This is a genomic window from Nitrospirillum karajorum (assembly GCF_036348415.1).
In the GTDB taxonomy this organism is placed as follows: Bacteria; Pseudomonadota; Alphaproteobacteria; order Azospirillales; family Azospirillaceae; genus Nitrospirillum; species Nitrospirillum amazonense_B.
In genome coordinates, this window is sequence record NZ_JAZBQB010000001.1 from 454,981 (window position 1) to 475,840 (window position 20,860).

The 20,860-nt window shown below is 68.1% G+C and carries 18 protein-coding genes; 9 read left to right on the forward strand and 9 right to left on the reverse strand.

The features are described from left to right. The first annotated feature begins 79 nt into the window (after positions 1-79). The 3 genes from UCD39_RS02035 to UCD39_RS02045 are packed head-to-tail and all read left to right on the forward strand — an operon-like array spanning position 80 to position 1,894. Entirely contained in the window at positions 80-409 is a 330-nt protein-coding gene (locus UCD39_RS02035; protein ID WP_330494472.1) for a LysR family transcriptional regulator, read from the forward strand. Continuing rightward, positions 373-990, forward strand: a complete 618-nt coding sequence (locus tag UCD39_RS02040) for a LysR substrate-binding domain-containing protein (protein ID WP_330494473.1) — start codon at positions 373-375, stop codon at positions 988-990. Before UCD39_RS02035 ends, UCD39_RS02040 begins: the two co-directional genes overlap by 37 nt. Before the next feature lie 7 nt (positions 991-997). Then, the gene (locus tag UCD39_RS02045) at positions 998-1,894 is read left to right on the forward strand and encodes a LysR substrate-binding domain-containing protein (RefSeq protein ID WP_330494474.1); all 897 of its coding nucleotides are present in this window, start codon (positions 998-1,000) and stop codon (positions 1,892-1,894) included. Here the strand turns inward: UCD39_RS02045 and UCD39_RS02050 are convergent. The 4 genes from UCD39_RS02050 to UCD39_RS02065 form a co-directional block, all read right to left on the reverse strand. Next, the gene (locus tag UCD39_RS02050) at positions 1,891-3,333 is read right to left on the reverse strand and encodes an efflux transporter outer membrane subunit (protein ID WP_330494475.1); all 1,443 of its coding nucleotides are present in this window, start codon (positions 3,331-3,333) and stop codon (positions 1,891-1,893) included. The two genes, UCD39_RS02045 and UCD39_RS02050, sit on opposite strands and share 4 nt — an antisense overlap. A gap of 3 nt (positions 3,334-3,336) precedes the next feature. Beyond that, positions 3,337-4,272 (reverse strand): efflux RND transporter periplasmic adaptor subunit, encoded by a 936-nt coding sequence (locus UCD39_RS02055; RefSeq protein ID WP_330494476.1) that lies wholly within the window; start codon positions 4,270-4,272, stop codon positions 3,337-3,339. Then, positions 4,269-4,457 (reverse strand): DUF1656 domain-containing protein, encoded by a 189-nt coding sequence (locus tag UCD39_RS02060; protein ID WP_145735110.1) that lies wholly within the window; start codon positions 4,455-4,457, stop codon positions 4,269-4,271. Before UCD39_RS02060 ends, UCD39_RS02055 begins: the two co-directional genes overlap by 4 nt. A gap of 200 nt (positions 4,458-4,657) precedes the next feature. Next, positions 4,658-5,014: a hypothetical protein gene (locus tag UCD39_RS02065; RefSeq protein WP_145735111.1), complete on the reverse strand. Its 357-nt coding sequence runs from the start codon at positions 5,012-5,014 to the stop codon at positions 4,658-4,660. A gap of 343 nt (positions 5,015-5,357) precedes the next feature. Here UCD39_RS02065 and scpC point away from each other — a divergent pair, with 343 nt between their 5' ends. After that, a complete protein-coding gene (gene scpC / locus UCD39_RS02070) occupies positions 5,358-6,875 on the forward strand; it encodes a succinyl-CoA:acetate CoA-transferase ScpC (protein ID WP_145735112.1) in 1,518 nt (505 codons plus the stop codon). Here scpC and UCD39_RS02075 read toward each other — a convergent pair. Continuing rightward, positions 6,864-8,432: a tryptophan halogenase family protein gene (locus UCD39_RS02075; RefSeq protein ID WP_330494477.1), complete on the reverse strand. Its 1,569-nt coding sequence runs from the start codon at positions 8,430-8,432 to the stop codon at positions 6,864-6,866. The two genes, scpC and UCD39_RS02075, sit on opposite strands and share 12 nt — an antisense overlap. Before the next feature lie 10 nt (positions 8,433-8,442). Further along, entirely contained in the window at positions 8,443-9,804 is a 1,362-nt protein-coding gene (locus tag UCD39_RS02080) for a cation:proton antiporter (RefSeq protein ID WP_330494478.1), read from the reverse strand. 153 nt (positions 9,805-9,957) lie between these two features. Here UCD39_RS02080 and UCD39_RS02085 point away from each other — a divergent pair, with 153 nt between their 5' ends. Both UCD39_RS02085 and UCD39_RS02090 read left to right on the forward strand, forming a co-directional pair. After that, the gene (locus tag UCD39_RS02085) at positions 9,958-10,188 is read left to right on the forward strand and encodes a type II toxin-antitoxin system Phd/YefM family antitoxin (RefSeq protein ID WP_330494479.1); all 231 of its coding nucleotides are present in this window, start codon (positions 9,958-9,960) and stop codon (positions 10,186-10,188) included. Continuing rightward, positions 10,188-10,676, forward strand: a complete 489-nt coding sequence (locus UCD39_RS02090) for a PIN domain-containing protein (RefSeq protein ID WP_330494480.1) — start codon at positions 10,188-10,190, stop codon at positions 10,674-10,676. Before UCD39_RS02085 ends, UCD39_RS02090 begins: the two co-directional genes overlap by 1 nt. Before the next feature lie 17 nt (positions 10,677-10,693). Here the strand turns inward: UCD39_RS02090 and UCD39_RS02095 are convergent, their stop codons facing one another. After that, on the reverse strand, positions 10,694-11,602 hold the full coding sequence (locus UCD39_RS02095) for a cell envelope integrity EipB family protein (RefSeq protein WP_330494481.1): 909 nt from the start codon (positions 11,600-11,602) through the stop codon (positions 10,694-10,696). A gap of 388 nt (positions 11,603-11,990) precedes the next feature. Between UCD39_RS02095 and UCD39_RS02100 the strand changes: the two genes are divergently transcribed. Then, the gene (locus tag UCD39_RS02100) at positions 11,991-12,668 is read left to right on the forward strand and encodes a GGDEF domain-containing protein (RefSeq protein WP_330494482.1); all 678 of its coding nucleotides are present in this window, start codon (positions 11,991-11,993) and stop codon (positions 12,666-12,668) included. A gap of 59 nt (positions 12,669-12,727) precedes the next feature. Here UCD39_RS02100 and UCD39_RS02105 read toward each other — a convergent pair whose 3' ends face one another. Further along, positions 12,728-13,213 carry a DUF1579 family protein gene (locus UCD39_RS02105; RefSeq protein WP_330494483.1) on the reverse strand — a complete coding sequence of 162 codons (486 nt, stop codon included), beginning with the start codon at positions 13,211-13,213 and terminating at the stop codon, positions 12,728-12,730. Between the two features lie 11 nt (positions 13,214-13,224). Next, positions 13,225-16,173, reverse strand: a complete 2,949-nt coding sequence (locus tag UCD39_RS02110) for a M16 family metallopeptidase (RefSeq protein WP_330494484.1) — start codon at positions 16,171-16,173, stop codon at positions 13,225-13,227. A gap of 292 nt (positions 16,174-16,465) precedes the next feature. On the opposite strand from UCD39_RS02110, the gene UCD39_RS02115 reads away from it, so the two are divergent. Both UCD39_RS02115 and UCD39_RS02120 read left to right on the forward strand, forming a co-directional pair. Then, entirely contained in the window at positions 16,466-18,655 is a 2,190-nt protein-coding gene (locus UCD39_RS02115; protein WP_330494485.1) for a TonB-dependent siderophore receptor, read from the forward strand. A gap of 66 nt (positions 18,656-18,721) precedes the next feature. Beyond that, positions 18,722-20,845, forward strand: a complete 2,124-nt coding sequence (locus tag UCD39_RS02120; protein ID WP_330494486.1) for a TonB-dependent siderophore receptor — start codon at positions 18,722-18,724, stop codon at positions 20,843-20,845. Positions 20,846-20,860: the final 15 nt, after the last annotated feature.

Sequence of the window (20,860 nt, forward strand, 5' to 3'; positions counted from 1 at the left end):
CATGATGCTCCCCACCTGGCCTACAGTCCAATATATCACCCACCGCTTTTCGATATCCAAAACACATAGGTACGCCGTCTTGGACATCCGTCACCTGCGCTATTTCACCGCCGTCGCCGAGGAACTGCACTTCACCCGGGCGGCGGAAAAGCTGGGCATCCGCCAGCCCCCGCTGAGCCAGCAAATCCAGCAGCTGGAGCGGGAGATCGGCAGCCCCCTGTTCCACCGGCTGTCCCGAGGGGTGGAGCTGACGGCGGTGGGCATCAGCTTCCTGAAGGACGCCAAGGCCATCCTGGCCCAGATCGATCAGGCCCTGGCCAGCGCGCGCCAGGTGGCGCGGGGGAAAAAGGGCGCCTGCGCCTGGGGCTCAGCATGTCGGTCACCGCCCATCCCTGGATCGCCCGTCTGATCCGCGACTACCGCGCCCAGCATCCCGGCGTGCAGGTGACCCTGGAACTGAACGATTTCGGCCAACTGACCGACGCGGTGCGCGACGGCGCGCTGGACGTGGCCCTGGTGCGTGGCCGGACGGCGGAGATGCCGGGCCTGACCACCTATGCGGTGGTGGAGGAAAAGTTGCTGGCCGCCCTGCCCCTCGGCCACCGCCTGGCGGACGCCGGCACCCTGGATCTGGCGGAGTTGGCGGATGAGGATTTCCTGATCATCCCGCGCACGGCCGGCCCCAACATCTACGACATCATGATCGCCGCCTGCCGCAAGGCCGGGTTCAGCCCCCGCATCGTGCAGGAGGTGCCGGCCTTCCCGCCGCTGCTGAACCTGGTGGAGGCCGGGCTGGGCGTGGCGCTGGCACCGGACAGCATGCGCAACATGGGCCAGGAGGGCGTGCGGCTGCTGGATTTGAAGGGCGGGGATGACACCGCCCCCATCATGCTGGTCTACCGCGCCAACGAGGGGGCCGCCGCCGCGCGCGCGCTGGTGGCCCAGGCCCGCCGCGCCGCCGCCATCCATAGCGCGACCACCAAGGCCTGAGGACATCATGCTGGAACTGAAACTGCTGCGGTCCTTCGTCCTGCTGGCGGAAGAGTTGCACTTCGGCCGGGCGGCGGAGCGGCTGCACATCGTGCAGCCCGCGCTGACCCAACAGATCCAATCGCTGGAACGGCAGATCGGCACCCCGTTGCTGAACCGGACGCGCGGCCGCATCAGCCTGACCGACGCCGGTGTCCTGGTCCTGGCGGAGGCCCGCAAGACCTTGGAGCAGGCGGCGCGGACGGAGACCATCGGCCGCCTGGCCGGGCGGGGCGAGGTCGGGCGGCTAGAAGTGGGCTTCGTCGGTTCCGCGGGACTCAGCGCCCTTATGCCGGCCGTCCTGCGCGATTTCCGGCAGGCTCATCCGGGTGTGGACCTGAACCTGGTGGAAATGGCGGTGGGCCCGCAACTGGCCGCCATCGCCGCCGGCGATCTGGATGTCGGCTTCATCCGCCTGCCGCCGCTCAGCCTGCCGGGTGGCGTGGCCGTGTTGCCGCTGCGGCCGGAGGGGCTGGTGGTGGCGTTGCCGGCGGGCCATCCGCTGGCCCAGTTGCCGGCCGTCCCGGTGGCCGGTCTGGCGAAGGAGCCCATGGTGCTGCACCATCGCGCCGCCGCCGCCGAGCTGCGCAGCTTGATTGACGAGCTGTGCGCCCGCCATGGCTTCGCACCACAGGTGGTTCAATCGGTGCCGCAGATCTCACTGACCATCCGGCTGGTGGCGGCGGGCCTGGGTGTTTCCCTGATGCCGGAAACCATCGCCTGCATGGCGGTGGAGGGCGTGGTCTATCGCCCCCTGGCCGACGACGACATCCACTACACCCTGGCGCTGGCCCACCGGGCGCAGGACGCGGCACCGGCCGTTCGGGCCTTCGTCGCCTTGGCCGGCACGCTGGCGGAACCCTAATCGGCGGGGGCGTCAACGGTGGCGGCGTCCAAATCCACCCCTTGCCAGCCGCCGCCCAGCGCCTTGTACAGGGTGATGACGTGTTCCACCCGGGCCAGGCGGCTCTCCGCCTCCCGGTCCTCCGCCTGATAGGCCTGGCGTTCGCTGTCCAGCACCTTCAAGAAATCGGTGAGGCCGGCGCCGTAAAGGCGGGTGGCATGATCCAGGGCCTGGGCGGCGTCGACACGAGCCGCCGCCAGGCTCTGCTGCCGGTGGGTTTCGGTCTGGTAGTTGACCAGCGCGTCCTCCACATCGCGCAATGCCTCCTTCACCGTCCGCTCGTAATCGATGCGGGCGGCCTCGGCATCCGCCTTGGCCATGGTGATGCGGGCGTCGTCGCGGCCACCGTTGTAGACGGGCCCGGCGACCTGCGCGCCCAGGGAATAGGTCAGGCTGGCCAGACTGAACAGCTTGCCCAGGTCCGCCGCCTGGGGCATCAGCGTCAGGGGGATGGCGAAGTGGGGCAGGCTGGCGGCCGTGGCCACGCCGATACGGGCGTTGGCGGCGGCATAACGCCGGTCGGCCCGGCGGATGTCCGGCCGGTTGGCCACCACCTCCGACGGCAGCGACACCGGCAGGCTGGCGGGAACGGTCAGCAAGGGTGCCGGCCGCGACAGCTCTGCCTCCAGTTCCCCCGGATAGCGGCCCAGCAGGATGGCGATGGCGTGGCTCATGCGCGCCACGGTGGCCTGCAGCGGCGGAGTGGCGGCCTGCACCGTTTCCAGCTGTGACTTGGCCTGCGCCACATCCAACAGGGTGCCCAAGCCGCGCTGATAGGCCCGCTGGGCCAGGTCCAGGGCCTTGGCGGCGACGGCGATGTTGTTTTCCGCGATGGTCAGGCGTAGCTGGGCCGCGCGCAGCCGGGCGTAATCCGTTGCCACCTCCGCCAGCAGGCTGACCAGGATGGCGCGGCGCCCCTCCTCCGTCGCGGCGATATCGGCGTCGGCCGCCTCGACAGCGCGGCGTGTGCCCCCGAAGACGTCGATCTCCCACGTGGCATCCAACTCCGCCTGCCACGTGTGATAGCTGCCGATGCCCGCCGGCCAATCCACGCTTTCACTAGATCGTTGCAGGGCCGGATCAATACCGAGGCGGACATCGGGCAGGTCGGCGGACTTGGCGATGACACGGGCGGCGCGGGCCTGCACCAGGCGCTGGCGCGCGATCTTAAGGTCTTCGTTATCGGCGATGGCCGCCTGGACCAGGCGGCTGAGGGTCGGGTCCTGGAAGCTGTCCCACCAGGCGCGCATGGCGTCCACGCCGGCCGCCGGGGGCAACTGCTCCGTCCAACCCTTGGGCAGGTCATCCAGGGGAATCGGCTTGTAATCGGGGCCCACGACGGTGCAGGCCGATACCACGCCCCCCAGCAGCAGCGCCGCCAGGGCTTTACAGCGGGTCATGGCTCAGATCCTCGATTCCAGGCGGGCCAGGACGCGGCCCACCAGACCCTGCGGACGCTGCGCCTCATCGCCGACCGACACCGTGCAGGTCATGCCAGCGGCCAGCACCACGCCCGGCGGAACGGTATCGATGCCCACGCGCACAGGTATGCGCTGGGCCAGCCGCACCCAGGTGAAGACGGGATTCACGTCCTGCAGGCCATAGGCGTTGGGCGCGCTGTTGCGATCGTTGATGCCGCGGGCGATGGTCTCGACATGGCCGGTCAGGGGCGGGGTGTAGCCCATCAGCTTGATGCGGGCGGTGTCGCCCTCATGGATGCGGGCCAGCTTCGTTTCCTCGAAATAGCCGCTGACCCAGAAGCTATCGGTGTCGATGACCGCCACCCGGGGCTGACCGGTGGTGGCGTAGTCGCCCACCCGCAAGCGCAGGTTGGTGACATAGCCATTGACCGGGGCCCGGATGACGGAGCGCTCCAGGTTCAGGTTGGCCAGGTCCAGCGCCGCCTCCGCCGCGTCCAATTGCGCGTTGGCCACGCTGGCGGTGCTGCGGAACCGTTCCTGCTCCGCATCCGACACCACGCCGGCCAGTCCCTGCCGGCGCTGGGCGTCGCTGAGCTTCAAGGCGCGTTCGTCCCGGGCGGCGGCGACGGCGGCGCGGGCCTGGGCTTGGGCTATGCGGAAGCGCACGGGGTCGATGACGAACAGCACGTCGCCCTTGCGCACCAGCTGGTTGTCGTGGACGGGTATGTCGACGATAGTGCCGGCCACCTCCGGCGCCACGTCAACCACCTCCGCCCGCACGCGGCCATCCCGCGTCCACGGCGCCAGCATGTAGCGCTGCCACAGGGCGCCGATCAGCAGGATGGCCACGCCCACCATGGCCAGAGTCGCCCCACCCCGGCCCAGGGCCCGCAGAAGCGGCGCCAGACGGGCGTTCATAGCAGCACCAGGCCGGACAGCAGGATAGAGAACAACGCCGCTTCGAACAGGGCGGGGTGCCAGATGATCCGCCAGAAACCCAGCTGGGCCAGCAAGCCGCGCAGGATCAGGAACAGGACCAGGGTGACGGCACCATAGCCGACAATGGGGGCCATGAAGATGCCAGCGACATCCAATTCGGCCATGACGAAAAAAACCTCAGGTTGGATTGATCCGGAAAAGAAAAGGACGCGGCCCGCAGACCACGTCCTTTCCTATGCGTGACGGCTCCCGGCAACCCGATGGGAGGAGGGCGGACAGGCGCCGTCACGTGAGGGGCGGAGGGGGTGGAACCGGATCAACCACCGTATCCCCCCGCCCCAAAGGCTTTACCGTGGAGGCCTCATCAATTGATCGACAGGGTCTGCGCCGTCAGCGCGGCGTCCAGATTGTCGACGCAAGAGGCGAAGGCGGCGGAGCCGGGAGCGGCACCCGCCATGGCACAGGCCTTCTGTTCACGGCCGACCTGGGGCGAAACCTGGGCGTGTTCGCCCTTCACATGGGTCAGCACGGTGGTGCAGGCGGCGAAGTCGGAATTCGCCGGGTTCAGGCCCATCGCCTCGCAGGCCTGGTGGACGGCCGGGGTGATCACCACCTCCGTCCCGGTGCCGGCACAGGCCACCAGCGGCGCGGACAGCGCCAGGGCGGACAGGGCGGCGGCAAAGGCATAGGTGCGGGACGAATTCTTCAACGGGGCGAACATTCCATCATCTCCATCAATCAACCGGGCCGCGTCCTGTGAGGTCCAGCGCCTGCAGTCGGCGCGGTCGTTGGTGAGATGAACTATGCGCCCGCTTCCGGCCGTTGGTCTAATATATCGGAATGGCGTCTTTGATATCTTATTGATATGGGTCGGCCCCGACCCCGCGATCAAAATCCATGATCGTTGCGCCTGTGAGAAACTATTGGAGGGGTGGGGGTGCCGGGTCCCAAATATTCGGTGCCCGCACCCCGAAGGGACCACAATGACCAGGGCCCGCCAGGACCTCCGGTCATCAGTCCCTGGGACCGCCCCCAGGGGACGGTGCCGAACAACGGACAAGAACATGGTTAGAGAGCGAATTCGTCTGAGCAGCCTGCATGATCGCATCATGACCGCCGAGCAGGCGGCCGCCCTGATCCAGGACGGCATGACGGTGGGCATGAGCGGCTTCACCCGGGCCGGCGATGCCAAGGCCGTCCCCCTGGCCCTGATCAATCGCGGCCGGGCCGAGCCCCTGCACATCAACCTGTTGACCGGCGCCTCCCTGGGCAACGACCTGGACGGCATGCTGGCGGACGCCGGCATGCTGAAGCGGCGCCTGCCCTTCCAGGCCGACGCCCGCCTGCGCGCCGCCATCAACCGCGGCGAGGTGATGTTCATCGACCAGCACCTGTCGGAGATGGTGGAGCAGCTGCGCTCCGGCGCGCTGGGCCACCTGGACTGCGCGGTGATCGAGGCCACGGCCATCACCGAGACGGGCGCCATCGTCCCCACCACCTCGGTCGGCAATTCCGCCAGCTTCGCCATCCTGGCCGACAAGGTGATCGTGGAGATCAACCTGGCCCAACCGGCGGACCTGGAGGGGCTGCACGACATCTACATCCCCAAGCGCCGCCCGGCGCGGGAGCCCATCGAACTGACCAAGGCGTCGGACCGTGTGGGCACGCCGGCGGTGCAGATCGACCCGGCCAAGATCGCCGCCATCGTGGTGACCAACCAGCCGGACAGCGCCACCACGCTGCAGCCGGCGGACGCCGACACCACCGCCATCTCCCGCCACCTGATCACCTTCCTGGAGCAGGAAGTGCTGGCGGGCCGCCTGCCCCGGCACCTGCCGCCCTTGCAGGCCGGCATCGGCGCCATCGCCAACGCCGTTCTGGCCGGCCTGAAGGACAGCCCCTTCACCGACCTGGAACTGTACAGCGAGGTGCTTCAGGACAGCGCTTTCGACCTGTTCGACGCCGGCAAGCTGGCCTTCGCCTCGGCTTCCAGCATCGTGTTGACGGCGCCGGTGATGGCCCGCGTCATGCCCAACATCGCCAGCTACCGCGACCGGATCATCCTGCGCCCGCAGGAGGTCAGCAACCACCCCGAGGTGGTGCGGCGCCTGGGCCTGATCGCCATCAACACCGCCATCGAGTGCGACATCTACGGCAACGTGAACTCCACCCACGTCAACGGCACGCATATGATGAACGGCATCGGCGGGTCGGGCGACTTCGCCCGCAACGCCCAGCTGTCGGTGTTCGTCACCAAGTCGCTGGCCAAGGACGGCCGCATCTCCAGCATCGTGCCCATGGTCACCCATGTGGACCACACGGAGCATGACGTGGACGTGATCGTCACCGAGCGCGGCCTGGCCGACCTGCGCGGCCTGGCCCCCCGGGAACGCGCCCGCGCCATCATGGAGAACTGCCTGCACCCCAGCTATCGCGAGCAGATGGCCGACTATGTGCGCCGGGCCGTGGCCCGGGGCGGCCAGACGCCGCACATCCTGGAAGAGGCGTTCAGCTGGCACATCCGCGCCCGCGACACCGGCAGCATGCTGGCCGAGCCGGCGCCGGCGGCGCTATCGGCGTAACGCCACCCGGTCCTCAGGGGCGCTGGTCTGGTTCAAGCGCCGGATCAGCGCCCGGTGCGCCGGCAGGTCGCGGATGGCATGGTCGCCATAGGTCTGGACGCGAGCGAAGATCTTGCGCGCCGCTTCGGCATCGGGATAGGCGCCGCGTGCCGCCGACAGGTCGGTTTCAAAGCCCATGCCATACAGGATGTATTGGTAATTGAAGTAGGCGAACGCTTCGAGGTCCAGCGCGAAATCGAACCGGCTGGGCGGACGGGTGCGCCACCGCGCCAGCAGGTCGCGCAGTCCGGGCGGAATGGTCGCGGGGTCACGGTTGTCCCGCCAGAACGGCTCTTCCCGCCGGCTGAGGCAATAGTGCAGCTTCAGGAAGGCGACGATGTTCTCGAACCGCCGGGTCATCAGCTCATTGAAGCGGGCGGCCGGCGCCTGCCAGTCGCCGTCATGCGGGAACAGCTCGGCCAGCATGCCCACCGCCACCTCCACCAGCACCACGCTGGTGGATTCCAACGGCTCCAGGAAGCCGGCCGACAGGCCGATGGCGACGCAATTCCGGACCCAGGGCGTCTCACGATAGCCGGGGTCGAAGGCGATGCGGCGGAAGGGCGGCGGGGCCGCGTCCCGGCCCAGCAGCGGGGCCAGATAGGCGCGCAGCGCGGCCTCGGCCGCGTCGTCCGACATATGGTCGCTGGAATAGACGCAGCCTATCCCCCGCCCGCCTTCCAGCCCGATATCCCATGTCCAGCCCGCGGCGTGGGCGGTGGCTAGAGTGACGCTTTCCAGCGGCGCGTCCGGCATGCCATGCGGCACCTTGCAGGACAGCGCGCGGTCGGTGGCCAGGATGGGCTTCACCGGCTTTTGCGGCACACCCAAGGCGCGGCCGATGAGTTCAGCGCGAAATCCGCTGCAATCAAGGTAGAAGTCGGCGGAAAGGGACCCTTGCTCCCGCGTGAGCACATGATCGATGGCCCCATCCGGCCCCAACGCCACGTCCGTCACGGTGCCCTGAAGGTGCAGGACGCCCAGGTCGCGGGCACAGCGGGCCAGCGCGGCGGCGGCCTTGGCGGCATCGAAATGATAGGCGTAGTTCAGCGGCGCCTCGAAATCCCCCTCGGGCCCCCGCTTGGGCGCGCGCCGGGCCTCCGCCACCCGGGGCTGTAAGGTCATGGCCTGGGCGAAGGGCGGGCGGGCGTCCCGCTCCTGCAACAGCCAGTAGGGCACCAGGCCGGCACCCTCCATGGGAAAGGGCGCCTCGAAGGGATGGAAGAAGCTGTCATCCTCCGCCCCCGTCACCCAACGGTCGAAGCGGATGCCCTGCTTGAAGGTGGCGGCGGTTTCGCGCATGAACCGCGCTTCATCCAGGCCCAGGAATTTCAGGGTGTTGCGAATGGTAGGGAAGGTCCCCTCCCCCACCCCGACAATGCCGATGTCCTGCGATTCCAGCAGGGTGATGCGGATCGGCCCATCCTCGCGCACGCCCAGGTACCGGGCGAGGTAGGCGGCGGCCAGCCATCCGGCCGTGCCGCCCCCGACGATCAGGATGGTCCGCGCGCGCGTCATGGGGCCCGCCTCAGGCTCGTTCCGGTACCGCCCCCAACTCACCGCTGGCCCTCGCCTTACGGCCATAGACCAGCTCGAACAGCGGGGACGCCATCATCGTGGTGACGATAGCCATCAGCACCAGCATGGAGAACAGCGTCGGCCCGATGATGCCCTTTTGCAGGCCGATGTTGATGATGATCAGTTCCATCAGCCCACGGGAGTTCATGAGGGCGCCGATGCCCAGCGCGGTGCGGTTGTCCTCCCCGCACAAGCGGGCGGCGGCATAGCAGGCGACCCCCTTGGCGACGATGGACGCCACCAGCACGCCCAGCGCCATCAGCAGCAGGGAGGCGGAATTCACCATGTCCATGCGGGTGTTGAGGCCAGAATAGGTGAAGAACATGGGCAGCAGCAGGACCACGGCCACCGGTTCCACCTTCTTCTTCAATTCCTCCACGAACAGGCCGCGCGGCATGGCGGTGCCGACAATGAAGCCGCCGAAGATGGCATGGATGCCCACCGCGTCCATGACGAAGGCCGACAGGCAGAACACGGCCAGGGTGATGGCCAGCACGGTGTGCGTCATCTCCCCCCGGCGTTCCACCGCACGGCCCAGCGGCGCCAGCAGTCGGCGGCCGAAGACGATGACGAACAGAGCGAAACCCACCCCGCCACCGATGGCCAGCACGGCGACGCCCGGCCCGGCGCCGAACACGGCCAGCACCACAGCCAGCACACACCATGAGGCGGCATCGTCGAAAGCGCCCGCCGTCAGCGACAGGGTACCCAGCGCGCTGTCGCTGAGGCCGCGCTCATGGATGATGCGGGCCAGCATGGGAAAGGCGGTCAGGGCGATGCAGGCGCCCAGGAACAGGGTGGCCTGGGTCCGGGGCAGCCCGTCGGCGAACAGGCCGGGCACATTCAGCAGCATGGGTGTGATCAGCAGGGCCACCAGGAAGGGTGCCAGGATGCCGGACAGCGACACGGCGAAGGCGCTTTTGCCGTTGGTGCGGAAATGGTCGCCCCGAAACCCTGTGCCCACCAGGAACATGTAGAGCCCGACGCCGAACTGGGCGCCGACATACAGCACGTTCTTGGTTTCCTTGGGAAACAGCTCCGCCGCCAGGCCGGGGAACAGCAGGCCCAGCAGCGACGGCCCCAGCACCACGCCGGCGATCATCTCCCCCACCACCTGGGGCTGGGCCAGCAGCTTCTGTCCCAGCCAGCCGACGACGCGGCAGGTCAGGATGATGGCGGACAACTGCAGGAAGAAATGGACGCTGAAATCCGTCGGTGTCATGGCCCCGTTGGGCCCGTGCGGCGACAACAGGTGTGACGCCGTGTCGACGATGTTCTGCACCGTGTCGGCTGAAAAAAGGTCCGAAGCCATGACGCGATCCCATCCCGCTTTTTGGGCCGTTTCCCGGCCTTGCATTTGGTAGCGATATCAGGCTTAAGGGCGGGTGGCGGGCGTTGTCAAAGAATAAAAAACGTAGGAATGTAGCAACATCTTTGGCCCCGGGAACGTAGCAACATGACTACAATGAGCAGTCGGGATTTCAACCAGGACGTGGGTGGGGCCAAGCGGGCCGCGCTGAATGAGCCGGTGTTCATCACCGACCGGGGCAAGCCCACCCACGTGCTGATGAATTTCGAGACATTCCTGAGACTTACCGGCGACGGGCAGAGCATCGTCGACCTGCTGGCCATGCCCGACGACCTTTCCCCGGACAAGGCCGCCCTGCTGGACGCCACACGGATGGACATCGGCTGATGTACCTGCTGGATACCCCCGTCGTGGTGGAACTGCGCGGCGGCAAACCGGATGCCGGCGTGCGCGCCTGGGCCGCCGACGTGCCCCGCCAGCAATTGTTCCTGTCGGCCCTCAGCCTGATGGAGTTGGCGGAGTCGGTCGCCAAGGCGGAGCGGGCGGAAAAGGCGGCGGGCGCCGCCCTGCGCGCCTGGCTGGACGACCGGGTCATGGTGGCGTTCGAGGGGCGCATCCTGGCGGTGGACGCCGCCGTGGCCCTGCGCCGCGCGGGTGTGGGTCTGCCCAACAACCGCGACGCCCTGTTGGCTGCCACCGCCCTGGTGCACGGCCTGACCCTGGTGACACCCAACGCGTCCGCCTATCGAACGGGGCGCCTGAAGGTTTTCAACCCCTGGGGCTACGCCGGCGGGGCGGACGAGGACATCGCCGACTGGCGCCAGGCGGCCAAGACCAGCCCGGTATGGCTGAAAAGCCTGTTCCTGCGGTTTTAGGCGGGATTCGGTCGCGGTTAGCAGGCGGGCTTGGGCAGCGGCTCCAGCGCCACCAGCTCGGCCCGCACCTTGAAGTCGCCGTAGTCGATCAGCATGGACTGAACGATGCCGTTGTCCATCAGCATCATGGCGGTATCGTAGTCCGGCAGGGCCTGCTGGTCGTCATTGGCGAAGAATGCCAAATGGACGGGCCAGGCCTTGTCCTTGTGCAGGGCGGCCACGACAACGGCGTCCTTGGCCAAGGGCTTGGCCTGGCCGATGACGGCGGAGACGGGCCCGGCCTCCTCCGCCTCCGACCCATCGAACACGGGGCGGACATAGACGGGCGTGTCGCCGCGACGGGCCTGGTCGATCAGCAGTAGGGTATGCGCGGTGGGGAAGACGGTGCCGGGCGCCAGTTCCACATCCAGCGGCTTGGGCCTTTCGAAATGGGCGACACCGCCCGCTTCGCCGTTCAGGGTGGCGACGCCCTTCATCTCCTCATCCGGCTGGCCACTGGTCTGCTTGCGGACGTTGAAGCGGTAGACGCTGCCGTCCTTGGCCTCCCACGTGGTGTAGCTGGTGGTCATCTCCTGGTCGTCGGCTTCCGAATACAGGAAGCGGATCTGGAAGCGCTGCTCCGTCGTCCAGCCGCGGCAGACGTCGTTCCAGGCAAAGTTCATGGCGCCGACCACGCCGGTCACCCGGCTGCCTTCCCGCGACGAGGCCAGGGTCAGGCGATAGGCGGCCCGATGCGGCGACATCTGCGCGCCCAGGGCCGTCACCGTGGCGGCCATGGGGCCACCGCTGGACGGCGGCGGGGGGGCGGATGGCGCGGCGGTGGGCGAAGTGGTCGCCGGCGCCACCGGGGGGGCGGCATCAACCGCCGCCGGCAAGGCCAGAACGGCCAAGGACGCCAAACCCATGCTCACCAGACGTGTGCGCATTCTTCCCGTCACTTTCGCTACCTCGATCCGGGCCGCTGCCTTGATCCGGGCATCGTCCCGGCACGGGCAGACCCGAACCCGCAGCATGCCGTGTCCGGGGGGCGCTCGCCAAGCCTTCTTGTCGTCACAGGGGGCGGCCCCACCCCCGTATCATACATCTGCATGATACGACCGGCGCCAGCTCCGCCGTCGCCCCGCCCAGTCCCGACGCCGGGCAGACATTGCCGGTGGGGTCTGCCGAAAGGGGATCGGCAAAAACTGCCCCACGCGGGCCGGACCCCCTGTTGCAAATCGCAAGTCCCTTTAATATCAGCAGCTTACCTAGCGGCACAGCCCTTGCGATCTCCGCCTTGCGTCAGCCCCCGACGCCCCCAACGGAGTAGCGCCAATGACCCCGCCGGACACCGCCCTGCCCCTGATGCCCGCCATCAACCTGACCCTGCCCCGGGGACATATGCCGGTGGGTCTACGGGGTCCGGAAGCGGCGGCCAGCCTGAACCAGTTGCTGGTGCAGGAACTGGCCATGCGCCTGGCGGACGCGGAGCGCATCATCACCGAGCAGCGCGACCGCATCGACTACCTGGAAACGTTGAGCACGACGGATGAGCTGACCGGCCTTCTCAACCGGCGCGGCTTCCAGGTCGCCTTCCGGCGCGAGCTGGCGGGCGCGCGGCGCGGCAGCCGGGGCGGCGTGCTGGTGATGGTGGATTTGGACAGCTTCAAGCGCATCAACGACGTTCACGGCCACCAGGCCGGCGACGCCTATCTGCGCCTGGTGGCCCGCACCTTGGCCGACCATGTGCGCGCCCACGACGTGGTCGCCCGCCTGGGCGGTGACGAATTCGCCGTGCTGCTGACCCGGGTGGCCCCCGACCAGGGCATGCAGCGCGCCCAGGCCCTGTCGGAAACCCTGCACCGCGCGGCCCTGGATTGGCAAACCCAGCGCCTGCCGCTGAAGGCCAGCTTCGGCTGCCAAGCCTACGGCGCCGACGACCGCGAGGACGAGGTGCTGCACCGTGCCGACGTGCTGATGTACCAGACCAAGGCGGCATCCAAGGCGGCTTGACGCCGCCCATACCCTGCGGGCGGCCGCAGTCGCGGGCTAGTCGCCTCGCTCCCTTGTGCCTACCCCTGCCGCCGGTAGGTGCCTTTGAGGAACGGCATCCAGGTCAGGCCGCCGTCGGTGGAACGATCGATGGCGGTTTCCATGTGGTCGGGCACGGGCCACCAATAGCGGTGGCGCGCGCGGCCACGGGGAGACGTGCGGATGAAGGTGTAGCCTTCCGCGCCCAGCTCTTCGGCCCCCTCCACCGGCCCCCACAGGCCCGGCGCCGGGTTGGCTGGCACATAGCCCATGTCATCGAACCAGAACAGCAGATGCACCGCGACGTCCGGGTCCCAGGTCAGGACGCCGTGGGCGGCGAAGGTGCCGTCCGCGCCCCGGTCGAAGACATAGTCCAGCAGAAGATGGTGGCCGTTCAGGGCGGGACGCACGGTCATGCGCCCCTGGCCCACACCGTTGGCACCCGCGGCGGGACCGGACTGTACCGCGTCCGTGCCCACCCAGTCACCGGCGAAGGCGGCGGTCAGCCGCCGCATCTCCTCATGCATGGCCCCAGACCTCAGGGCTGCTTGGGTGCGCTGGGCGCCTTGGCCTTGCCTTCATCCTTCTTGGGCGCGGCCTTCAGGCTGCCGCTGTCCAGGTTCACCTGGGCGGCGGGGATGACCTCCACCTTGGGGTACTTCTGCTTCAGCGCGGTCAGGAACTGGGCGCTGTCGCCCACCACCACCAGGCTGCTCTGGCTGGGGGACAGGGTGCGGGCGGCGGCCTGCCGCACCTCGGCCGGGGTCACCGCCTGGATGCGGCCGATGTAGCGGCCGATTTCGCCCAGGTCGACGCCCTGCAACGCCAGGCTGCCGACCAGGCTGGCCACGCCATGGGTGGTTTCCACGGTGCGGCCGAAATTGCCGATCAGCACGGCCTTGCGGCCGGCCAATTCCGCCTCGCTGGGCGCCTGGGTGCCCAGCTTGCCCATCTCCGCCATGATCAGGCCGGCGACCTCGGGGGCGGAGGGGTTCTTGGTCTGGGTGCTGGCGACGAAGGGGCCCGGCACGCGGCGGAAGTCCAGGGCCGACCCAGCACCGTAGCTCAGACCCCGCTTGATGCGGATTTCCTGGTTCAGGCGCGAGGAATAGCCCACGCCCAGCACGGCGTTGGCAACGGAGGCGGGGTAATAGTCCTTGTCGGACCGGGCAAGGCCCGGCCGCAGCACCAGCACCGCCGCCTGGCCGGACTTGGGCAGGTCGATCACCACGGCGCGACCGGCCGGCTGGGCCGGAGAAGACGGCAGCGCCGGAAGGGCCGCCGCCGGCTTGGCCCAATCGCCGAACAGCTTCTCGGCGATGCTGAAGCCTTGCTCCGCCGTCAGCGGGCCGGCCAGCACCAGGGTGGCGTTATCGGGGCGCCACCAGGTGTGGTGGTAGGCGGTCAGGTCCGCCGGCTTCAACGCAGCCAGCGACTTCGGCGTGCCGGCCAGCGGGTGGCCATAGGCGGCGTCGGCGTAGAGCACGCGCGGCCCCACCAGCTTGGCCAGGCCGGCCGGGTCCTTCAGGGTCACGGACAGGCCGTCCAGCGCCTGGTGACGCTCCCGGTCCAACTCCTCCTTCTGGAAGGCGGGGTTGCGGGCGACATCGGCGAAGATGTCCATGGCCGGGTCCAGCACATCGGCCTTGACCATCAGCGACAGTTCCGAGCCGTCCCAGCCGGCGGCGGCGGCCAGGCTGCCACCCAGCGCCTCGACATCCCGGGCGATCTCCGGCGCGGTACGGGTCTTGGTGCCCTTGGTCAGGACGCTGGCCGTCATGGCCGCCGTACCGGGCAGGCGCGACGGGTCCACCGCCCCGCCGCCGCCGATGCGCAGGCTGGCCTGGATCAGCGGCACGCCGTGGGTGGGCGCCACGATGACGCGCAGGCCGTTGGCCAGGCGCTTTTCCACCGGCTGCGGCAAGGCCGCGTCCACGGCCGGGCCGGCGGTGGGCGGGGCCTGGCGCTGATCGGCCGGGGCCGGTTCCACCACCTTCAGATCGGCCGGCACCACCAGGGGCGCCGCGTCGATGGCGGTGGAGGTGGCGACCGTGTCCGTCCCCTTCTCAGGGCTATCCGCCGGAACATAGCGCACGGAAATCTTGGTCTCGGGCTTCAGCCAGGTGGCGGCCACCCGCTTCACATCGTCGGCCGTCACCGCCTGGATGTCGGCCAACAGGCTGTCGGCGCGCTTGGGATCACCGAAGATGACGGCAGCGCGGGCCAGCAGGCTGGCGCGGCCGTTGGCCGTCTCCCGCTCCTGCAATTCGTCGGTCACCAGCTGGTTGCGGGCGGCGGCCAGCTCGGCCGCCGTCACGCCATCCTTGGACACCTTGGCCAATTCCTCCAGCAGGGCCTTCTCCCCCGCCTCGGCCGTGGCGCCGCCGGCCAGGATGGCGCCGATGGCGTAGGCCCCCGGCTGCTGGTTCACCTCCTGGAAGGTGAAGACCTGGCTGGCCACCTGCTTCTCATAGACCAGGGACTGGTTCAGGCGGCTGCTGTCACCATGGCCCAGAATGCTGTCCAGCACGATCAGCGCCGGCAGGTCCTTGTCCGTCGCCTTGGGGAAGGGATAGCTCAGCAGCACGGCCGGCAGGGGGGCATTAGCCTCGGTCACCGTCAGGGTCTGCGGGGCGGTGCGCGCCGGCTCCACCGCCGTCACGCGCGGGATGGCGGCGGCCGGATGGGTCAGGGGCCCGAAATACTTGTCGACCCAGGCGTTCAGCTCCTCCGGCTTGAAGTTGCCCACCACCACCAGGGTGGCGTTGTCCGGCCGGTAATAGGTGGCGTGGAAAGCCTGCACATCCTTCAGCGTGGCGGCGTCCAAATCCTCGATGCTGCCGATGCCGGGGCGGCCGTAGGGGTGCACCTTGAAGCTGACCTGCGGGAACATGAGGTAGAACAGCTTGCCATAAGGCTGGGCCAGCACCCGCTGGCGCAGTTCCTCCTTCACCACGTCGCGTTCGGACTTGAAGTTCTCCTCATCCACGACGAGGGAGCCCATGCGCTCCGCCTCCGCCCACAGGATGCGCTCCAGGTGGTTGGCGGGCACGGTTTCGAAGTAATCGGTGTAATCGGCGTTGGTGGAGGCGTTGTTGTAGCCGCCCACATCCTCCGTCAGTCGGTCGAACTGCTCCGCCGCCATGTCGCGCGTGCTCTTGAACATCATGTGTTCGAAGAGGTGGGCGAAGCCGCTGCGCCCCTTGGGATCGTCCTTGGACCCCACGCTGTACCACACCTGCACCGACACGGTGGGCGTGGAGGTGTCCGGCAGGGCGATGACCTTCAGGCCGTTGGCCAGCGTGCGCTCCGTGAACGCCAGCGGCGGCACCGACACCTTGCCGCCCTCAGCCCCCGCCATCGGCGCGGCTGGGACATCGGCGGCCCCCATACCGGCCGCCCCCATTCCGACCGCCAGCGCGGGCAGGCTGGAGGAAAGGGCCGTCGTCAGGGCCAGGGCCGCGAGCGTGCGGGTGAAGCGCGTCATGGGTGCCGTCTTCCTTCTTGGGCTGACCGGCGCGACGGGGCCGCGCCGGAAATGGGCTGCTTCCTAAATAGCCCAAAACCATCCGGTTGCGACGGGGCATTTGGTTAATTCCTTGTAACGAAACGCCCACCGCGCCCCCGGGCCACCCCCTAAGCCGCTGCGAAGCACCATAGCGCGCCATACGCCTCGGGGAGGGCTGCCATGCCGAAATGAAAGTCACTTGCATTCACATCCACGCCGCCTTAACCATCGCCGCAAAGTGATAATAATTATCAGTTGCTGGAGTCTCTCCATGTCCAACCTGCGGCAGTCTGTGTCCCCTCTGGCCTCCTCCCGCCTGGCCCTCCCCCGCTTGGCGACCACCTGGGCCCTGGCCTGCGCCGTGTCGGCGATCGCCCTGGTCGCTGGCCCCGCCTGGGCCGATGACGCGGCGGACGCCGCCGCCCCGTTAAACGACGTGCTGGTGATCGGCGAGCGCTCCCCCACCGACGCGGCCAGCGCCTTGAAATCCGCCGCCCCTTTGGTCGAAACGCCGCAGTCGGTCAGCGTGATCACCCGGGATGAGCTGAACCTGCGCGTGGCCGAGAACCTGAACGACGCCCTGAACTATACGGCCGGTGTCGCCACCGACACCCGCGGCAACACCGCCGGCCGATATGACCTGATGACCGTGCGCGGCTTCAACGCCGACCAGTATCTGGACGGCCTGCACCTCATCAGCTCCGTCAACGGCTACGCCACGCCCCAGATCGACACCTCCTTCCTGGAGCGGATCGAGGTGGTCAAGGGCCCCGCCTCCGTCCTGTATGGCAACGCCAACCCGGGCGGCATCGCCGCCCTCACCAGCAAGCTGCCCACGGGCCAGACCTTCGGCGAGGTCAGCGTGACCGCCGGCAGCTATGGCACCGTGCGGGAGACGGCGGACATCGGCGGCACCCTGGACCCCAACGGCGTGCTGAGCTATCGCCTGGTAGGGGTCAACGACCGGTCCGACACCCAGATCAGCCACACCGAATCCCAACGCTTCGGCGTCAGCCCCAGCCTGACCTACCGCCCGGACGACAAGACCAGCTGGACCGTGCTGTACGTCCACCAGCAGGACCCCAAGAGCGGCGCCTATGGCGCGGTGCCGGTCCAAGGCTCGCTCCTGTCCAACCCCAACGGCCAGATCCCGCGCGACTTCTATGATGGCGAAGAGAGTTTCGAGCGGTTCAACCGCACCGAAAACATGGTCACGTCGCTGTTCACCCATAAATTCGACGATGATTGGGCGGTGCACCAGAACACCCGCTACATGCATCTGACCACGCTGTACAACAGCGTCTACAACGCCGGTTATTTCACCGACACCAACGAGACCAAGCTGGCCCGCGCCCTGGCCGTGGCCAAGGAAGAGCTGAACAACGTCACGCTGGACAACAATGTGACCGGCGTGGTGCGCACCGGCGCCCTGACCCATAATCTGATCTTCGGCGTCGACTTCCAGAACACCGTGCAGACGGAGGCGGCGGGCTTCGGCGGCAGCGTCGCGGACCTCGATGTCTTCCACCCCGTCTATGGCTCCGCCTACACCCTGCCGGCCACCAGCTTCGACGTGCGGCTGCACATGAGCCAGACGGGGGTCTACGCCCAGGACCAGATCTCATACGGCGGCTTCCGCCTGGTGCTGAGCGGCCGCAACGACTGGCTGGACATCAGCCAGTTGGACCATTTCAGCAACGGCACGACGTCGAAGGATGAGAGCAAGTTCACCGGCCGCGCCGGCCTGCTCTACCTGTTCGACAATGGCGTGGCGCCCTATGTCTCCTACGCCACCTCCTTCCTGCCGCAGACGACGGTGGACCGGAACGGCAACGTGCTGGCCCCGACGGAGGGCAAGCAGGTCGAGGTGGGCCTGAAGTACCAGCCCAAGGTGTGGAACGCCCTGCTGACCGCCAGCCTGTATGAGCTGCGTGAGACCAACGTCGCCACCACCGACCCCAGCTTCCCCACCGCCTCCATCGCGGCGGGTGAGGTGCGGTCGCGCGGCGTGGAGCTGGAGGGTTCCGCCCACCCCATCACCGGGCTGACCGTGCATGCCAGCTACACCTACATCGACAACATGGTGACCAAGGATAATTCGGGGCTGGAAGGCACGCGGCCCTATGCCGTGCCCCAGACCACGGCCAACGGCTACGCCAACTATGTGATGCAGGAGGGGCCGCTGGCCGGCCTGGGCTTCGGCGGCGGCGTGCGCTACATCGGCCGCGGCTACAACGGGGTGGCCGGCAGCGGCAGCCTGACCATTCCCGGCGCCACCCTGTTCGACCTGATGGGCAGCTACGACTTCAAGCACCTGGCCCCGCAGTTGGACGGCCTGACGTTGAACGTCGACGCCAGCAACCTGCTGGACCGCCGCTACATCTCCTCCTGCTACAGCACCATCTGGTGCTGGTACGGCCCGGGCCGGGATGTGAAGGCGAATGTAAGCTATCGGTGGTAATGGGTGCCCTCCCCGGCCATCGGCCGGGGAGGTTTTGGGGCGAAGCGGCGCGCGGGGGCGGGCATCATGAGTGGTCTGTGCGGTTCACGGTTCCTGGGCGCCGCCGCGGCGGCGTGCCTGATGCTTGCCCCGGCGGCGCATGCCGCCGGCGACGAAGGCGGGGCCGGCGACGGCCTTGACGACATCACGATCACCGCGCAGAAGCAGCCCTATCGCGGCGACGTGCCGCTGCAGTCCATGCCGCAGAGCCTGCAGGTCATTTCCAGCGAGTTGCTGGCGGATATCGGCGCGACGCGGCTGGACACCGCCCTGGACATGGCGGCGGGGCTGGCGCGGCAAAACAATTTCGGCGGCATGTGGGACAGCTACGCCGTCCGCGGCTTCGCGGGCGACGAGAATTTCCCCAGCGGCTATCTGGTCAACGGCTTCAACGCCAGCCGGGGCTTCGGCGGCCCGCGCGACGCCTCCAACATCGACCATATCGAAATCCTGAAGGGTCCGAACTCCGCCCTGTTCGGCCGGGGGGAGCCGGGCGGGACCGTCAATATCCTGACCAAGAAGCCGCAGTTCGACCCGCAGGGCAGCGTCACCCTGACGGCGGGAAATTACGCCGACCGGCGGGTGGAGGCGGATGTGACCGGCCCCGTGGCCGACACGCTGGCCCTGCGCCTGAACGGCGCCTATGAGGACGGCCACAGCTTCCGCGACACGGTTCACACCAGCAAGTACACCCTGACGCCGTCGGCCTTCCTGCGGCTGAACGACCAGATGACCCTCAGCTATGAGATGGAGGCCGTGCATCAGGAGGTGCCGTTCGACCGTGGCGTGGTGGCGGTGAACGGACAGCTGGGCACCATCCCCGCCTCCCGCTTCCTGGGGGAACCGGGGGACGGCGCCATGGACATCGACGGCCTCAGCCACCAACTGCAATTCGAGGACAATTTCGCCGGGAATTGGACCCTGCTGGTCGGCCTGTCCTATCGGGAAACCGCCCTGAAAGGCTATTCCAGCGAGGCGGAACTGACGGCGGCCCGCCAGAAGCTGTACATCGACGGCCAAACCCTGTCGCGCCAGCGGCGCTACCGCGATTATGAAACCGGCGACCTGGTCGGTCGGACCGAGCTCAGCGGCACGTTCGAGACCGGCACCCTGACCCATCACCTGCTGGTCGGCGCGGATTGGGACCGGTTCAGCTATGACCAGGTGCAGCGGCGCTTCCGCCCCACCCTGGCCAATCCCAACGGAATCAATATCTTCAACCCCGTCTATGGCGCGCAGCCGGCCGTCGGCAATTTCATGAACGCGCTGGAGATCGACAATTCCGGTGGCGTCTATTTCCAGGACCAGATCGACCTGACCCGCCATTGGAAACTGCGCGTCGGGGCCCGCTACGACGATTACAGCCAGGATATCCTCAACCGGCTGACAGGGGGCCGCACCACCCTGTCCGACACCGCCGCCAGTCCGCAGGCCGGCCTGGTGTATGAGGTGGACGACAGCCTGTCGTTCTACGCCAGTTATGGCCGAGGCTTCCGCCCCAACACCGGCACCGATGCGCATGGCAACGGCTTCAAGCCGGAGGAGACGGAATCGCGGGAGGTCGGCGCCAAGCTGTCGACGCCGGACGGCAAGCTCAGCGGCACCGTCGCGCTGTACAGCATGACCAAGAGCAACATCATGACCGCCGACCCGGTCAACGCCGGCTTTTCCCTGGCCATCGGCGAGGCGGAGAGCAAGGGTGTGGAGGTGGATGTCAGCGGCACCCTGCCGGGGGATTTCAAGCTCTGGCTCTCATACGCCTACACCGACGCGGAAGTGTCCAAGGATTTCCTGGACCCCAACTTCGGCCTGGCCATCCACAAAGGCGACCGGCTGATCAACATTCCCAAGCATAGCGGCAGCGTCCTGCTGACGCGGGACTTCAGCGTCGGCGGCGACGGCGTGGTCACCCTGGGCGGCGGCGTCAATTATGTCGGCAGCCGCCTGGGTGAGACGGGGACGGGCTTCACCCTGCCGGGCTATACCCTGACCCGGCTGATCGCCGCCTATGCCCCGACGGCGAACTGGAAGATCTCCGGTGAGATCAACAACCTGTTCGACGAGACCTATTACCCCTCCTCCTACTCCCGCCTATGGGTGACACCGGGCACCCCGCGCACCTACCGGCTCCACGCCAGCTATCGGTTCTGATCGCCGGACGAAAGG

Coding starts and splice junctions, on each gene's coding strand:
- UCD39_RS02040 (WP_330494473.1), top strand. CDS start 373: ATGTCGGTCACCGCCCATCCCTGGATCGCCCGTCTGATCCGCGACTAC.
- UCD39_RS02045 (WP_330494474.1), top strand. CDS start 998: ATGCTGGAACTGAAACTGCTGCGGTCCTTCGTCCTGCTGGCGGAAGAG.
- UCD39_RS02050 (WP_330494475.1), bottom strand. CDS start 3,333: ATGACCCGCTGTAAAGCCCTGGCGGCGCTGCTGCTGGGGGGCGTGGTA.
- UCD39_RS02055 (WP_330494476.1), bottom strand. CDS start 4,272: ATGAACGCCCGTCTGGCGCCGCTTCTGCGGGCCCTGGGCCGGGGTGGG.
- UCD39_RS02060 (WP_145735110.1), bottom strand. CDS start 4,457: ATGGCCGAATTGGATGTCGCTGGCATCTTCATGGCCCCCATTGTCGGC.
- UCD39_RS02065 (WP_145735111.1), bottom strand. CDS start 5,014: ATGTTCGCCCCGTTGAAGAATTCGTCCCGCACCTATGCCTTTGCCGCC.
- scpC (WP_145735112.1), top strand. CDS start 5,358: ATGGTTAGAGAGCGAATTCGTCTGAGCAGCCTGCATGATCGCATCATG.
- UCD39_RS02075 (WP_330494477.1), bottom strand. CDS start 8,432: ATGACGCGCGCGCGGACCATCCTGATCGTCGGGGGCGGCACGGCCGGA.
- UCD39_RS02080 (WP_330494478.1), bottom strand. CDS start 9,804: ATGGCTTCGGACCTTTTTTCAGCCGACACGGTGCAGAACATCGTCGAC.
- UCD39_RS02085 (WP_330494479.1), top strand. CDS start 9,958: ATGAGCAGTCGGGATTTCAACCAGGACGTGGGTGGGGCCAAGCGGGCC.
- UCD39_RS02090 (WP_330494480.1), top strand. CDS start 10,188: ATGTACCTGCTGGATACCCCCGTCGTGGTGGAACTGCGCGGCGGCAAA.
- UCD39_RS02095 (WP_330494481.1), bottom strand. CDS start 11,602: ATGCGCACACGTCTGGTGAGCATGGGTTTGGCGTCCTTGGCCGTTCTG.
- UCD39_RS02100 (WP_330494482.1), top strand. CDS start 11,991: ATGACCCCGCCGGACACCGCCCTGCCCCTGATGCCCGCCATCAACCTG.
- UCD39_RS02105 (WP_330494483.1), bottom strand. CDS start 13,213: ATGCATGAGGAGATGCGGCGGCTGACCGCCGCCTTCGCCGGTGACTGG.
- UCD39_RS02110 (WP_330494484.1), bottom strand. CDS start 16,173: ATGACGCGCTTCACCCGCACGCTCGCGGCCCTGGCCCTGACGACGGCC.
- UCD39_RS02115 (WP_330494485.1), top strand. CDS start 16,466: ATGTCCAACCTGCGGCAGTCTGTGTCCCCTCTGGCCTCCTCCCGCCTG.
- UCD39_RS02120 (WP_330494486.1), top strand. CDS start 18,722: ATGAGTGGTCTGTGCGGTTCACGGTTCCTGGGCGCCGCCGCGGCGGCG.